The sequence below is a fragment of the Bacillus sp. ABP14 genome, assembly GCF_001831375.1.
Classification (GTDB): domain Bacteria; phylum Bacillota; class Bacilli; order Bacillales; family Bacillaceae_G; genus Bacillus_A; species Bacillus_A paranthracis.
This window is the reverse complement of record NZ_CP017016.1, coordinates 800,670-816,395: the sequence shown is the minus strand read 5'-3', so window position 1 is coordinate 816,395 and position 15,726 is coordinate 800,670. Positions and strand designations below refer to the sequence as shown.

General features: G+C 34.5%; 19 protein-coding genes. 9 read left to right on the top strand and 10 right to left on the bottom strand.

Annotation, left to right across the window (positions count from 1 at the left end):
- The first annotated feature begins 235 nt into the window (after positions 1–235).
- Positions 236–661, top strand: coding sequence for an S-Ena type endospore appendage (locus BGI23_RS26965; RefSeq protein ID WP_000791316.1), 426 nt, complete (start codon positions 236–238; stop codon positions 659–661).
- A gap of 57 nt (positions 662–718) precedes the next feature.
- Here BGI23_RS26965 and BGI23_RS04250 read toward each other — a convergent pair whose 3' ends face one another.
- The 4 genes from BGI23_RS04250 to BGI23_RS04235 form a co-directional block, all read right to left on the bottom strand.
- Entirely contained in the window at positions 719–1,063 is a 345-nt protein-coding gene (locus tag BGI23_RS04250) for a DUF3992 domain-containing protein (RefSeq protein WP_000525809.1), read from the bottom strand.
- Between the two features lie 20 nt (positions 1,064–1,083).
- Positions 1,084–1,452 (bottom strand): DUF3992 domain-containing protein, encoded by a 369-nt coding sequence (locus BGI23_RS04245; protein WP_070805300.1) that lies wholly within the window; start codon positions 1,450–1,452, stop codon positions 1,084–1,086.
- 105 nt (positions 1,453–1,557) lie between these two features.
- A complete protein-coding gene (locus BGI23_RS04240; RefSeq protein WP_070805299.1) occupies positions 1,558–2,163 on the bottom strand; it encodes a DedA family protein in 606 nt (201 codons plus the stop codon).
- 10 nt (positions 2,164–2,173) lie between these two features.
- Positions 2,174–2,455 (bottom strand): YkvA family protein, encoded by a 282-nt coding sequence (locus tag BGI23_RS04235; RefSeq protein ID WP_000733844.1) that lies wholly within the window; start codon positions 2,453–2,455, stop codon positions 2,174–2,176.
- A gap of 339 nt (positions 2,456–2,794) precedes the next feature.
- Here BGI23_RS04235 and ku point away from each other — a divergent pair, with 339 nt between their 5' ends.
- Positions 2,795–3,607, top strand: a complete 813-nt coding sequence (ku, locus tag BGI23_RS04230) for a non-homologous end joining protein Ku (RefSeq protein WP_070805298.1) — start codon at positions 2,795–2,797, stop codon at positions 3,605–3,607.
- A gap of 17 nt (positions 3,608–3,624) precedes the next feature.
- On the opposite strand, the gene BGI23_RS04225 is transcribed toward ku, so the two are convergent.
- Entirely contained in the window at positions 3,625–4,404 is a 780-nt protein-coding gene (locus tag BGI23_RS04225) for a DUF2935 domain-containing protein (RefSeq protein ID WP_070805297.1), read from the bottom strand.
- A 14-nt stretch (positions 4,405–4,418) separates the two neighbouring features.
- A complete protein-coding gene (locus BGI23_RS04220) occupies positions 4,419–4,832 on the bottom strand; it encodes a VOC family protein (RefSeq protein ID WP_157441019.1) in 414 nt (137 codons plus the stop codon).
- Between the two features lie 48 nt (positions 4,833–4,880).
- On the opposite strand from BGI23_RS04220, the gene BGI23_RS04215 reads away from it, so the two are divergent.
- From BGI23_RS04215 to brnQ2, 4 genes are all read left to right on the top strand, one after another.
- The gene (locus BGI23_RS04215; RefSeq protein ID WP_001046257.1) at positions 4,881–5,096 is read left to right on the top strand and encodes a spore coat associated protein CotJA; all 216 of its coding nucleotides are present in this window, start codon (positions 4,881–4,883) and stop codon (positions 5,094–5,096) included.
- An 8-nt stretch (positions 5,097–5,104) separates the two neighbouring features.
- Positions 5,105–5,368, top strand: a complete 264-nt coding sequence (locus BGI23_RS04210; protein WP_070805295.1) for a spore coat protein CotJB — start codon at positions 5,105–5,107, stop codon at positions 5,366–5,368.
- Positions 5,369–5,380: 12 nt separating this feature from the next.
- On the top strand, positions 5,381–5,950 hold the full coding sequence (cotJC, locus tag BGI23_RS04205) for a spore coat protein CotJC (protein ID WP_000265273.1): 570 nt from the start codon (positions 5,381–5,383) through the stop codon (positions 5,948–5,950).
- Between the two features lie 216 nt (positions 5,951–6,166).
- Positions 6,167–7,483: a branched-chain amino acid transport system II carrier protein BrnQ2 gene (brnQ2, locus tag BGI23_RS04200; protein WP_070805294.1), complete on the top strand. Its 1,317-nt coding sequence runs from the start codon at positions 6,167–6,169 to the stop codon at positions 7,481–7,483.
- A 37-nt stretch (positions 7,484–7,520) separates the two neighbouring features.
- Here the strand turns inward: brnQ2 and BGI23_RS04195 are convergent, their stop codons facing one another.
- From BGI23_RS04195 to BGI23_RS04180, 4 genes are all read right to left on the bottom strand, one after another.
- A complete protein-coding gene (locus BGI23_RS04195; protein WP_070805293.1) occupies positions 7,521–9,443 on the bottom strand; it encodes an FtsX-like permease family protein in 1,923 nt (640 codons plus the stop codon).
- Between the two features lie 140 nt (positions 9,444–9,583).
- Positions 9,584–10,588, bottom strand: coding sequence for an ABC transporter permease (locus BGI23_RS04190; RefSeq protein ID WP_000269964.1), 1,005 nt, complete (start codon positions 10,586–10,588; stop codon positions 9,584–9,586).
- Position 10,589: 1 nt separating this feature from the next.
- A complete protein-coding gene (locus BGI23_RS04185; protein WP_000239703.1) occupies positions 10,590–11,456 on the bottom strand; it encodes an ABC transporter permease subunit in 867 nt (288 codons plus the stop codon).
- Positions 11,457–11,544: 88 nt separating this feature from the next.
- A complete protein-coding gene (locus BGI23_RS04180; protein WP_070805292.1) occupies positions 11,545–12,279 on the bottom strand; it encodes a YwaF family protein in 735 nt (244 codons plus the stop codon).
- Positions 12,280–12,490: 211 nt separating this feature from the next.
- On the opposite strand from BGI23_RS04180, the gene BGI23_RS04175 reads away from it, so the two are divergent.
- The 3 genes from BGI23_RS04175 to BGI23_RS04165 are packed head-to-tail and all read left to right on the top strand — an operon-like array spanning position 12,491 to position 15,443.
- On the top strand, positions 12,491–13,594 hold the full coding sequence (locus tag BGI23_RS04175; RefSeq protein ID WP_070805291.1) for an efflux RND transporter periplasmic adaptor subunit: 1,104 nt from the start codon (positions 12,491–12,493) through the stop codon (positions 13,592–13,594).
- Complete coding sequence (locus BGI23_RS04170) at positions 13,591–14,265, top strand: ABC transporter ATP-binding protein (protein WP_000609103.1); 675 nt, start codon at positions 13,591–13,593, stop codon at positions 14,263–14,265. The genes BGI23_RS04175 and BGI23_RS04170 overlap by 4 nt, the downstream gene beginning before the upstream one ends.
- A 26-nt stretch (positions 14,266–14,291) precedes the next feature.
- Entirely contained in the window at positions 14,292–15,443 is a 1,152-nt protein-coding gene (locus tag BGI23_RS04165; RefSeq protein ID WP_002020451.1) for an ABC transporter permease, read from the top strand.
- Positions 15,444–15,726: the final 283 nt, after the last annotated feature.

Sequence of the window (15,726 nt, the reverse complement as noted above, 5' to 3'; positions counted from 1 at the left end):
ATATACAGTCAATTTTATATTAAATGCCACATTTACATAAAACAAGCACTTTTGTCTAATACATAAAACAAGCACTTTTATCTAATAGTTAACTAACTTTTTCCTATAAAAACTGTGAAGAGGTATGGGCCTATGAAACTATCACGATTTTATTTTTTTTATCTATTCTTAACACATCGGCCATGCTTCTACATTTAATAGTAGTAAAAGACTACTTAAAAAGGAGGGGGTTGTATTGAAGAATAAAAAAAACATTGGCTGTTTTGCTCCTTTGTCTATCATTTGCCCAGATCCTTGTCCACCTCCCCCTCCTCCAGATCCAGATTGCGAGCGAGTAACAAATGAATTTGCAGGAAATTTCCTTATAACGAATAACAACATTCCCTCCGCCAAAGATGAATCGCAATCGATGATACTGTGGCAAAGTGATGGAATGCTGCCTATATCAGGCACTGTCTCGGTTTACAATAGTACTAGCAGCACAGAAGCAATTACAATTCAAATCGTTGGAGCAGTAACCAATATTTTCACTGTGTTTCCTGGTAATACAATATCGTACACAGGAAAAGACTTACAGTCAGTTAATATTGCTAATATCCAACATAATCCTTCACTATATTTAGAAGGCAAGTACTGTTGCCAATTTACATGCTGTTTATAAAATACCAATCTTATTACTTCCTCAATTAAAAAAGCATACCATTTGCGGTATGCTTTTTTATGAAATCGGATAACGTACTGTAATACAAAACTCGCCTTGATTAACAGTTGTTCCTGTTGTAGTAATTCGAACAGTCGTAAAATATCTTACAGTGAAAGTACCGCTACTTTGTGGTTGTACGGTAATTGTATCAATTACTGTAGCACCTACTAAAAAATCAACTGTAATTGGAGCCGCACCTACATCATATTTTACGTAACCTGAACCATATACTTCTTGCGTGATATTATTTGTATATACAATTTGAGTACCAGCACCTGTAATAGACCAGTCTGTACATACTTGATCTTGTACAAGCGTTTTATTAGAACAACAAGACAAACTGGAACTTCTCATTCCCATTTTGATCCTCTCCTATTCTGCTATGAAAGTGGATAACGTGTTGTAATACAAAATTCTCCCTGATACGTTCCAGCAGGTGTTGCAGGTAACACAACTTGTATAATATCAAAACGACGATACGTAAACCCGATACTCGTTCCTGGATTTAATGTTTGTGTATCTAGTACAGTACCAGCAGAATCAAGCACCTCTACAGTAATTGGGCCTGGTCCAACATCATATTTAACAAAACCAGTACCCACTACGTTTTGGTTAATATTATTTGTATAAAGAACATTATCGATTGCTGTTGCAACTACAGTAGCAGACCACGGACTACACACTTTATCTTGTACATAATTTTTATCTGGACAACAAGTTAATGCTATCCCTGAGCACTCACAAGACATAGTTGTTTCCCCTCTCTCTTTTTTTATTCCCTATATGTGTATGTCCTTCAGAGTCTTTTGCCTGTACGATTCATCTATTTTCAAAAAATATACAAATATCAATGACTAGATAGATTCCGTGCTGTTCCTTTTTTTCATAAATTTATAGGTTAATATACCACCGACAACGATAACGACGACAAGTAATATCGGTAGCATATATTGTCCAACAACATCCGCCGCTTTTGCCCAATGCGGACCTAATTTCATTCCAAAATAGACATATAAAGTTGTTAACGGGAACATTGCTACAAATGTATAAATACTAAATTTCCATATATTCATTTTTGCCATACCACATGGAACAGAAATAAGTGTTCGAACTCCCGGTACAAAGCGTCCAACAAATGCTACAACTGGTCCATATTTCTCAAAGAAATCATCTGCTTTTTGAATTTGTTCTTCTTTAATAAAGAAGTATTTCCCGTACTTTATTAATAGAGTACGACCACCGTAATAACCGAGTGCGTATAACGTTAACGGTCCTGTCGTTCCGCCAAGTGTTCCAGCTAATACAGCTAGCCAAAAATTCATATCCCCCTCGTACACCCAATATCCAACCATAGGCAAAACGACTTCTGCTGGAATAAATTCAAACGTTAAAGCCAATACAACTCCAAAATAAGAAAACTGCTTTAAAAACTCAATTATATCTAAAATAATTTGCTCCATATTTTAACTCCTATCCTACGTTTACATTATGCTTTTCTTGTAATTGAACTGGCGCCATTTTTACAATTCGGTTCAAAATAAATAACACAATCCCAATATCATCTAAAATACCGATGAACGGTAAGAAGTCTGGAATTAAATCGAGCGGCATCGCTACATAACCAACTAAAAAAGCAATGGATAAGATTTTCTTCTTTATTGAAACCTCTTTTGAAGTAAAAAAGTCAAATAGGAATGGAACAAATCGGCGAACATGAAATACAACTCTTAATCTACTAATCAGTTTTTTCATTTTTATTTCTCCTCTCTTTGTATACAAAAAGGCCCCTACCAAATATGGTAAGGGTCCTAAAAAAGACAATAAGGGGCCTTTACCATTGCTGGTAAAGGTCTCACTAACAACGAAACGTTGCCAATAAAGCCGAGGGTTTCTCCCTGTAATGACGACTTTATTGTAATAAGTTACTCCCCTTTATACACAATTTTATACACTCACATTAAAATATTTCAGAGGGCTTGTCAATATCTTTTATATTCCAATCCCTTCCGTAAAAAACAAATACACGTATAGGAAATTTCCTACTATCTCATAATATACATAACCATTTTTGAACGAAAGGAGATGTTTCATTTGCATACCGTCTGGAAAGGTGCACTTTCACTTGGACTATTAAATATAGGAATTAAACTATATAGCGCCGTAGATGAAAACGATATAAAATTTTTAAGCCTCCATAAAGAATGCTTAACACCTATTAAATATAAAAAATTCGCTCCCGATTGTACAGATGAAGAAGTCGATGATAAAGATATTGTAAAAGCCTATGAATACGCACCTCATAAGTACATTATTATGGATGAAAAAGAATTATCTACGTTGCAAAAAGCTCACGAACCACGATCTATTCGTATTATATCTTTTATCCAAAATAACGAAATTGATTCCGTTCTCTATGATCGTTCTTATTTTATAGGCCCTACTCCAGGACACGAAAAATCGTATTTATTATTAAAAGAAGCTCTTGAACGTACGAATAAACTTGGTCTTATCCATATTTCCATTAGAAAAAAACAACATTTAGCTATTATCCGTAACTTTGAAGATGGGCTTATGTTGCAAACTATTCACTATCCTAATGAAATTCGCGATATAACAAATACACCTAACTTACCAAGTAACGAAAATTATCCGATTCAAAAACAAGAACTCACCGCAGCAATTAATTTAATCCACCATCTTACAAACCCTTTCGAACAAGAGTTATATACAGATGAATATAAAGAAGCTCTTACCGAATTAATAGAAAATAAAATTGAAGAACAGGAAAAAACGGAAACCATCTCTCCTGCTCCAAACATCATCAATATTATGGAGACATTACAGGCAAGTATTGAACAAGCAAAAATAAAAAGAGACAATAAAACAGAAAAAGAGGCCAAATAAAATTGACCTCTTTTTCTTTAAAGCGGATTACACTTCGGCATTTCAAGCCCAGACGATTGAGCTAATTTTAATAAATAATAACATTCTTCTCTTGCCATATGATCTGCCATTCTCGCTGATAATGCACTTAATATTTCATTTGATAACTCGAGCTCTTCCACTTCATGTAAAAAATGTGAAAATAATTTTAGTTCAAGTGAAACATCTTTTGTAAACTTCTTTAATGCAGGAAAATGATGAAGCTCTGTCCTTAAATACCCCGTCATTTCAACTGCCTTCAAATAAAATTGTTCAAAGTGCTTCTCGAATTCTTCACTTTTCTTTTTTAATCTTTTTTCAACAAGATCTAGCCCACCAGAAATAGAGCCTGCATGACCAGCTGCATCTGTTAACCAAACGAGATGATAATGTAATTCGTGAAAAACAGGCGGAACTTCCCCTTTCTTTAAAAACTCTAAAACCGTTATATACTCCTCAACTTCATTTACCATATGATTGATAAAAGTTGGCGTAAAATGAATGGTAATTTTTCCTTCCAACTGTTTCTGTATAATATTTAATTTAAACATTCGTATTTCCTTAGCTGCTTGTTCCGCCTCTTTGGAAAATGCCACGAGATTCACATTACGAACTTTATTTAACAGATTCGTAAATGTTTCAACAAAATAAATAGCTTTTTTTATATCTTCTTTTTCCTTTGGAGCTAATGCATCAAGTAAAAACTGCGCATGATCAGTAAGTACCTTTAGCCAAAATTGATGCTCAAACAACGCACTTTCTTCATAATTTCTCTCCACCAAATCCCCTCCGTCTATTCATCCTTCTCCATCACTTCAAGTTTATATCCATCTGGGTCTTGTACTACAATACTCTTCGCATATTCATTTTCTGTATATAAAATCTCATAAAACGCCAGCTTCTTTTTCAATTTCTCTATGTTAGAAATCGTAAACGTTAAAACCTCACATGAATCTGTAACAGTTTTTTCCCGTCCACCTAACACGCGATTCATGACAAAACTAATTCTCTTTGAATCAGAATCATACCAAACTCCTGTTGTATCTAATTGCGGTCTTTCTAAACTAGGTTTGATTCCTAAAATCCCTTCGTAAAAATACAACGTTTCCTTTAAGTTTTTCACTTCCAATACAATGAATTGTTTCACAGTCTCCACATTCATTCCCCCCGTACCTATTACTTTTTTATATGTGTCATAAATGCTCATTATGTCTGAATACAATACGTAGTAATGAACATGTAAGGAGGTTTATTCGTGAATAAATATATGAGATCATTTGTGCCCTATCATAGTCCTCTCGATCCTTGTCCTCCTATCGGAAAAAAATATTATTCTACTCCTCCTAATTTATTTTTAGGCTTTCAACCGCCAAACTTACCGCAATTCACGCCAAAAGAAGCACTACAAAAAGGGACTTTATGGCCTGTTTTTTATGACTATTATGAAAATCCTTATAAAAAAGGGCGGTGACTACTGACGTGACTCAATCGCTACCAGAAGAATATTATCAGCTGTTACTAGAGCTTCAAGAACTAGACTTTGTACTAGTCGAACTCACTCTTTATTTAGATACACATCCCGACGACACTGCTGCTATTAATCAATTTAATGACTTTTCCTATAAACGAAGAGTATTAAAACAACAGATGGAAGAAAAATACGGACCACTCCAACAGTTTGGAAACAGTTATTCGAATGCCCCTTGGGAATGGAGCAAAGGTCCTTGGCCATGGCAAATATAAAGGAGAGAAACTATGTGGATTTATGAAAAAAAATTACAATACCCTGTTAAAGTAGGAACTTGCAATCCAGCACTTGCAAAATTATTAATTGAGCAATATGGCGGTGCAGATGGAGAATTAGCTGCTGCACTCCGTTACTTAAATCAACGTTATACAATTCCTGATAAAGTCATTGGTCTCCTTACTGATATTGGTACAGAAGAATTTGCACATCTTGAAATGATTGCTACGATGGTTTATAAGCTGACGAAAGATGCAACGCCTGAACAAATGAAAGCTGCTGGTCTTGACCCTCATTACGCTGATCATGATAGTGCACTTCACTACCATAACGCTGCTGGTGTTCCATTTACTGCAACCTATATACAAGCTAAAGGTGATCCAATTGCCGATCTATATGAGGATATTGCGGCTGAAGAAAAAGCACGCGCAACATATCAATGGCTTATTAACTTATCAGATGATCCAGATATAAATGACAGCCTACGCTTCTTACGTGAACGAGAAATTGTCCATTCACAACGTTTCAGAGAAGCGGTTGAAATTTTAAAAGAAGAACGCGATAAAAAAATATTTTTTTAAAACACGTATCCTAGTGATATGTGTTTTTTTACGTATAAGTTAAATCCTTCCTATTAAACATATAAATAGTATATTTATTCGATTTAATGCATTATTTTTTAATTTTTTCAAAATTCCCTATTGCTTTCTAGTCATCAGACCTTTAAAATAATAACAGTTACTCGACAAATTGTTTGAATTTTCGACAAAAACACTCATTAGGAGGATTTTCTTTATATGCGTACAACTTTAAAACCAGCGCAAATACTTTCGATTAGTTTATTACTATTCGCAGTTTTCTTCGGTGCTGGTAATATGATTTTCCCGCCCCTTCTCGGTCTTTCTTCCGAAGGAAATATGTGGATTTCCATTACAGGATTTATTATTACAGACGTCGGTTTATCTCTACTTGCTATTGTCGCTGTTGCCCTTGCCGGTGGTAGTTTCAACACGTTAGCAAGCCGTGTTCATCCAAAATTCGCAGCAATATTCGCTATCATTATTTATCTTTCAATCGGCCCACTATTTGTTATTCCACGAACTGGATCTGTATCTTATGAAATTGGGATTGCACCACTTTTCCCGGACCAATGGTACTCTATGTTAATCTTTAGTGCGATGTTCTTTACAGTCGTCTACTTCTTATCATTAAATCCATCAAAATTAGTAGATCATATCGGAAAAATATTAACACCAATTTTACTTGGAATTATTGCAATTATGGCAACAAAAGCGATACTTTCACCAGGAACATTTACAGAACCTATTGGTGACTATAAAGAAATTCCATTTTTCAAAGGATTTCTTGAAGGATTTTTAACGTTAGATGCAATCGGTGCACTTGTATTATCAACGATTGTTGTAAATGCAATTCGCCAAAACGGTATACAAGAGAAGAAATCTATCGCCAAATATACAATTATTTGCGGAAGCATTGCAGCTCTATTTTTAACAATTGTGTACTTCTTACTCGGTTATATCGGTGCTTCAAACGGCAACTTAGGACAATTCGAGAACGGTGGTCAACTATTAGCGACTGTTATGTACCACTTCTTTGGGACAAGCGGTAATGTTTTATTAAGCATCGCCATTATCTTCGCTTGTTTAACGACAGCAATTGGTGTTGTAAGTGCATTTGCAAACTATTTCGCAACAGTACTAACAAATGTTTCTTACAAAAAGCTCGTACTATACGTTTGTATTTTCAGCTTCGTGATTTCAAACTTAGGTTTAAGTTTATTAATCAAAATTACATTACCTGTATTAATTATTTTATATCCAATTACGATTATTTTAATTTTCGTATCATTTATAGATAAATATACGAAACGTAAACCTTCTGTCTACATCGGAGCAATGATCGCAGCATTCATCATTAGCTGTATTCACGCACTTGATAATGTGGAAATGATACCAAGTTTTATCGCGAATATCGTACACACGATTCCTTTTTATAACTTAGGAATCGGTTGGATCGTTCCAGCAATAATTGGTGGTATAATCGGATACTTTATTCCGCAAACAGAAGCTGAAGGCGAAGTTTCTACAAAATAAAAAAGAAGCGAGCATGGATTTCATGCTTGCTTCTTTTTTATTTTCTATCGCTACATACTGTATTTGTGTACGAACGGACCGTTAACATATAGTAACCAAAGTAAATGATCATATACACACCTATACTTCCTAATAAAGGAAGACTATATTCAAACATTCCTGTAAAGCCCATCAAACTTAAAAATGCAAAGAATGTATGACAAATCGCAAGAAGTAATGGTACTAAAAATATTGCACCTACTTGCTTTCTTACAGACTCTGTTGCTTCCTTTTTCGTTAGTCCAATTTTCTTTAACATTCCGTACGCTGGACGCTCTGCCATCGCTTCTGTTATTTGTTTAAAGTATAAAATACACCCCGTTGCAAGAATAAAAACAATCCCTAAAAATATACTAGCAAACAATAACACTGCGCCATCTTGCAATTCAGATTGGCTGGCCTCTTCAAATGATTGGAATTTCGCTTCTTTGGAAAGGATATTCGCTAAATTTTTCGTTACCTCTGCATTACCATTTCCTTCGACGATAAATCCTCTAACTGTAGAAACAGCATGTCCTTGCTGCAACTTATTAAATAACGAATCTTGAACAACAAGTCCAACTGGTGCAAGTTTCGCGCTAACAACTGTTTCTTCGCGGTGATCAACAATTGTTACATCTCTCTTCATCCCTTCAAAGGACACATTATTTCCTTCAAGTGAATTCTTTTCGATGTTATATGATTTATACGGATCTAATAAAACAACTTCCTTTTCAGAACCTAAAACAGCTTTTTTATTACCTAACATAGGAGCTGCTTTATTATAATCTGACTCTTTTATAACTTGTACATTGCCATCACTAATTAAATATCCTGTTAACATACTCGAACCATCTATATTTACTTGCCCCGAAAACAACTCTACTTTTGTTTCACCCTTAATGATTCCTCCATGTTTTTGTATCTCTTCTCTAACTTTCTTATTTAATTCCTTCCCAGTGGTTACATATTCATAACTAACTGGATTCATAAGTGTTCCTGTTTTCTTTGCTCCATAATACATACTAGAACTCATACCAATTGTGCATAGTGTTACCGCACTTAATAAAGATAGTAAAGCTAACATCTTTACGTTTCCTTTTATTCTAAAGAACAATGAAGAAATCGATAAAATGTTCGTTCCATTCCAATATTTCGTTTTATCTCCCTTTATTTTATGGAGTGATTTCACTGTATATTGCTCAAATAGTAAAAACGTACCTTTTACAATACAGCCAAAAATAAGTAGACCTGTAATAAAAATTGCTCCAAATCCAAAAACTTGTGTAAGTAGCGCAATGATATAACCTGTAATTAATAAAACAATCGCTCGTTTTGCCTTCTTACTTGAATACGTAGGTGCCTCTTCTTTTTGATTTTCGCCATATAGTAATTCAACTAAACGATGCTCATAAATTAACTTTTTACTTTTCCATGATGCAATAAAAAAAATTGCACCTATCGTTATAAGAACTTCTACTATAGATAAAAATGAAATCGTAAATGTAAAAGTAAATGCACTTCCCATTAACTTTACGAGAAACCCTGCGCACATATTCGCTATAAATAAACCAGCAAGAATACCTAACACACTTGCCGCAGCACCAACTAATAATGTTTCATAAAAGAGTAACTTCGCAATCTCCTCTTTACGGATACCTAGTAAACTGTATAGTGCAATTTCTTTTTTCTTCTTTCGTAAAAAGAAGCCATTACAATAAAAAATAAATATCGTTAAAAAGATAATCAACAATATTTGTGCAAACGTAAATGTCGTTTCCACCTTATCCGATTCTTTTAAAAGAGCTACTACACTTTCATTTCGTTTAATCGATACGAATGTAAAATAAATAATAATGCTGCCTACTAATGAAATAAAGTATAGAAAATAATCTTTCATATTTCGTTTTATACTACGTTTTGATACTTCTAAAAAATCCATCGTATACCTTCACCCGCCCTCGTATTTCTCTATACATGAAGTGTATACGAAATCGTATTTCTCCCCTATCGATTTTCATTACATCTCTCTTACGATATTGTAATATAACAAAATAAAAAGAACCTAGTTTCCTAGATTCTTTACATCGTATGTTTAAACGTAAACAGCTCTTCCTTTGACTGCACAACAGATTGTTCCTCTTCTACAACATCCTTCTTTAGCTCTCCTCCTAACCTTACTTTCATCATCGCCTCTTCGATACTTTTTACAATCATATTTCCTGAAAAAATAGTAAGTCCAAAAAATGTAATCGGAACGAGAGGGATCCACGGATTCACTGTTAATGATCTAAAATAGACTCCAATTAACCCTGACCATTCATGTGTGTAAGATTCTATTTCTTCTATCGGTCCTAAAAACTTAACCGTTCCGCCAAAGAATATTTCTAGTAACCCTAAGTGCAGTAAAATAGTAAGAGTCTGCGTAAACTGCTGAAAAAATACAAGTATAAACGTCATATAAAGATGCGGGAAAAGATGCTTTATAACAATATGTCTTCTCGATCCACCTAATATGCGCGCGGCATCAACAAATTCCTCCGTTCGCAATTTACGAACTTCCTTCGCAACATACAGTGCAATAACTGGCATTACAAGCATTACAAGTAAGACAACTTGAAACGAAGCCCTTTCAAAAAAGGTTGTTGTTTCCTCCCCACTTCCAAATGTACTTGCAAATTGAAGAAAAAAATACGCAATCATAACTGTCGGAATAACTGTAAAACTATCAAAGAAAGCCTCAATTTTTGAAAATCCTCTTTTTATGTACGTTCCGAGCACGACACCGAAAAATACACCTATTACCATTCTAAGTGCCGCAATTAAAATAGATATACCAACCGTCCATTTCGCGCCCTCAATGACTAAATGTAACAGGTCATATCCTTTCCGATCTGTCCCGAGTAAAAATTGTAATGAAGGTGGAAACGGTGGCACTTGTGGATTTTCATCCGCATCATATTGCAATGTAACTTGTCTAATATGTCCATCATTCCATAACGTATTTCCGATGCTCAAAAGAACTAATAGAAGAAGAAACCCAATACTTATCCAAAATCTTTTATCACGTTTTATATACGTCCACATATTATAATCTCTCCTTCATCGCAGCCGGAATGAGATAATGAAACAATTTAAATAAAATAAAAATCGGAATATAAATAAGCAGTACACTCACGATAAAAACTTCAACTCTAATACCCTCATACGATTTCAAAAACATAAAAATACCACCCGTATTAAAAATCCATTCTATAATATATAAATTAGATAACATAAAAAAGATATTCGTTTTCGCAAAGAATAATGTACTAAGCAACACATTTCGTAAAATATGACGATTTAAAATATGAAAGCGCCCCAGCCCTTTCGCCTTAGCAAATAGTACATAATCTTTTTCTAGTTCATTTTCAAAACGAAGCACGACCATTTTTACAAACATAATCGTAGTCGGGATGCTCAAACACAATATTGGCAACCCTCTAATCGACTCGCCACCAATTGAAGCAATTTGAAAAGGTAAAAAACCTGTTTGTTTAAAAAACCATACAACTAAAATTTGTGATACTAAAATAAGAAGGATATCTGGAATGGATTCTAGGAAGATAAGAAATGATTTAATTCGATGTTGTATACGCGGTGAACTACTCATAATTACATAAACAATACAAAATGCTACAAATAATGAAATGAAAAAAGCAGCTAAAAATATAATAATTGTTTCTTTATAATGGACAAACAACTGTGGAAATAAAAATTTATCTCCCACATATTTAAAATTGGAGATGTCCATTAAATTCACAAACACTTCTTGTAAACTCTTTATGTACTGTGATGCATGTAGCTCAAATCCATAAAATAGTTTCGGCAATGTCCCTAAACAAATAATACCCAAAATCGAAATAAGAAATTGAACCGTCACTTCCATCCCATTCAAAAATACTTTTTTGACCATTTTCGCCCTTCTCTCTCTATAATTTACTCCTCAATTTTATTCTTAATTTTCTGAATTGTAAATATTTAATATATAAAAAATCGCTAGGTTATGACCCTAACGATTCTTTATGTAACTGTTTTTCTCTTTTCGCAAACGACATATACAAAATAAAACATCCAATAAGCGCTGCGAGTTCTAATGAAATAATATAGTAAGGATGTGGTCCTAACATATCAAGTAATGAAGCTGTTTCTGGCTTATGAGCTAAAAACATATAATTACCACCTGTTTTGTAATTTACAAACGAAACAATCGGAATCAATATGTTTAAAAATATCATTGTGCGTTTAATAGATTGTACTGTCGGACGATATCCTTCCACCCAAGTCATAAAGAGTGGAGCCCAAATGAGCAATATATGCGCGATAAAATATTCAATGAACCGAAAATGCGGAAAAGTATACTGCAAGTTTGGAGTTAAAATGGCTTGTGATGCACCAATAATTCCTGTAAAAAATACAATCTCATATATACGGTAACTTTTCGTTATGATCATAATTGACGCTAACAACAAACTAATCGTACATAACTCAAACGGTAATGAAGTGGCTAGCTCAAAAATCCCTGCTTTCCACTCCCACATATGAAGTCCAATTTCACTCCCTATAAATAGAAATGCAATCGCATATCGAACCGTTATATTCCACTCATTTTGACGTAATACATCTTGGTATTGATATAAAAAAACGATTCCCACCAACAGAATAAATAATATAATGGCATGTTGCCTTGAGTAGGGAATAAACGGTTTTAATGGATGCGCACTAAAATAAGCTTCCATCTTCCTTCCTCCTCTCCTTCATACAATATTATTGTAAGAAAAAAAACACGCGTCAATTCATTTGCTTACACTGGGACAAGCTCTACCTTACATTTACATATTCATACCTTACAAAACTGTAAGGTTATTGTAAGCTAAAACGATTTGTCAGATTCTTTCCCTCTTCTATACTTAATGTAGATACTAAAACGAACGAAAAGGTGATAAATAGATGAAGAAGAAAAATAAAGTGTTAATTACTAGTGTAGTAGCAATCGGAATTGCAGCTGGATCATACTTTGCATTTGCTGGCGGCGGTTCAGAAGTAGCAATGGCATATAGCGGATATAAAGTAACAGAAAAACAAATTGAAAACGCGCAAAAATTTGGCGGTGAAGTCATTCCAAACGGAATTGAAACAATTTCATTTGATCCAACAAAAGGTACGTATGAATTAGCTGTAAAAAAAGGTGATGAAGTAAAAAAAGGGCAGCTTCTATTTAAATACAATGACCCAACTGCGAAACAAGGTGTAACTGAAGCAGAAATGCAAAAGAAAATCGCACAAAAAGAAGTAACATTGTTCCAAAAACAAATTGATGCAGCAAAACAAAAGTTACAAAAAGATAAAAATGCAGGCCTTCCTGCTGAAGCATTAAAAGCATCAGAAATCGAGGTACAACAATTAGAATCACAGCTTGAAATGAAAAAGTTTGAAGTTGAAAAATCTGATGAAATGATTAAAGCTGCAAAAGAGAAAGTAAACACACTTTCTGTAACGAGTCCTGCTGATGGCGTAATTGATGATATCGTAAAAATTGCTGATGAAAAAACAGGTATGAGCGGTATTACACTTCGTCATGCTGGTCCATTTAAAGTAAAAGGTCAACTTTCTGAATATGAGCTTGCTAGTATGAAAGTTGGGCAAGAAGTAACTGTTTCTTCAAAAACTGTCGCTGGTAAGACTTGGACAGGAAAAGTAACAGAAATCGGTTCTACACCATTAAAGAGCATGGACGAAAATAAAACTGTTTCTAACTATCAATTCACTGTCACATTAGATAATAGTGAAGAATTACAAAACGGCTTCCACGTTTACGTAACGAGTAAATCTGGCGAAGCAACTGGTACAATTGTTCCGAAAAGCAGCATCGTGAAAAAAGGTGACAAAAATGTTGTCTTCGTCATAAAAGACGGTAAAGCGAAAGAACAAGCAATTACTGTTGAATTCGAGACTGATAGCGAAGCAAAAGTTTCTGGAGTGAAAAAAGGAGAACAAATTATCTCTAAACCTGAAAAAGACTTAAAAGATGGTATGGAGGTTGTCGCCCAGTGATTAACTTAAAAGGCATCACGAAATCCTTCCAAAATGGTGCAGAATCCGTTCAAATATTACACGGAATTGACGTAACACTGAACCAAGGAGAATTCACCTCCATTATGGGACCATCTGGTTCTGGTAAATCAACTTTAATGAATATTATCGGTTGTTTAGATAAACCAACGACAGGTACGTACGAACTAGCTGGACAAAACATTTCAAACATGTCTGAAACAGAACTTGCACGCGTTCGTAATAAAGAGATCGGATTCGTATTCCAAAACTTTATGTTATTACCGAGACTTACAGCACTTCAAAATGTAGAGCTACCTCTTATTTACGCTGGAGTTGATAAAAAGGAAAGACGTGAGCGCTCATTAGCTGCTTTAACAAAAGTAGGTTTAGCTGATCGTGCTACTCACTTACCGAACGAATTATCAGGTGGACAAAAACAGCGTGTCGCTGTTGCACGTGCAATCGTAAATAATCCAAAGTTCATTTTAGCCGATGAACCGACTGGAGCACTTGATACGAAAACAAGTACACAAATTATGGACCTCTTTTACGAATTAAACAAACAAGGCTCAACAATCATTATGATTACCCATGATCGTGAAATCGGGGAAGCTGCAGCACGTCAAATTGTAATTCGTGACGGAAATATCGTCCAAGATTGGAGAGGTTAATTTTGAACACGAGTGAAAATATACGCATGGCCCTTTCCTCTATCTTTGCCCATAAAATGCGTTCTATTTTAACGATGTTAGGTATTATTATCGGTATTAGTGCCATTATTACTATCATTTCAATGGGTGATGGTACAAACGCAAAGTTTAAAAAAGAGTTAGGCCAAGGAAAAGATAACGAAGTAACGATTTACTACAACAATCCTGACTATGGAACAGATAATGCCAAAATTACAGCTGATATGCTAAACCGACTGCAAACTGTACCAGGCGTTAAAGATGTGTATCCAGATGTAAGTATGAAAGTAAAAGCATCTGCTGGTTCAAAAGATGTAAATCTTGATTTAAAAGGCGGAACAGGCGCCTTTATGACAGATTCGAAAATAAAATTAGTTCACGGTCGTGAATTAAACGACAGTGAGCTAAACCAAGCAATCCCTGCTGTTATATTAAATGAAGAAGCTTTCAACAAATTATTTAGTGGTTGGGAATCAAATCAATACACAGATATAAAAGGAAAGCCGTATAAAATAGTTGGTGTATACGAAACGAAAAACGACTTCGGAATGCCTATGCCTGAAGGTTATACATCACTTGAAAACGCGCCTGTCATTTCAGGAGTAACTGAGTATGACTCTGTAAGATTAACAATGACCTCTCCGGCCGAACGTAAAAGTGTAGAAAAACAAGCCGTTTCTGTTTTAAACGAAATGAAAGCTCCTAAATTTGAGCACAAATTCGAAGCACAAGACTTAGGTGAATTTACGAAGCAATTAGATGAATCAATCGGTATGATGAAGATGGTATTCGGTGGTATTGCCGCTATCTCCTTACTTGTTGGTGGTATCGGTGTAATGAACATTATGCTTGTATCTGTAACAGAGCGTACACGTGAGATTGGTATTCGTAAAGCACTTGGTGCAACGCGTGGTAAAGTATTAACACAATTCTTAATTGAATCTTGTATTTTAACAGGACTCGGTGGTTTCATCGGTTTCATGCTCGGTATCTTCTTCGCTTGGATTGTCTCCATCTTTGCTGGATGGCCACTCGTTGTCTCAAAAGAACTTGGACTTCTTGCAGTAGGTATCTCCATGTTAATCGGTATTATATTTGGTTTACTGCCAGCTAACAAAGCTGCAAAACTGGATCCAATTGAATGTTTACGATATGAATAAACAAAAACGTAGGAGTTTACACTCCTACGTTTTTTATTTATCTATTAAATCATGTTTCTTCTATTATATATGTTTCACGTTATAAACATCTTTCATTATTTTAATCTACTAAATCTATTATAGAATCCTATTATTGCAAAAATACTATGTGAAAGTCGAAAATCAAGGCGTAATTTTTTCCATACCTCGACTTATTTTGTAACAATTATAGCGATATTTTATTAAATTTCACCTCATTTTTATTTCTCCACAACTAAAATAGTTATTTTTACATAACTACTTT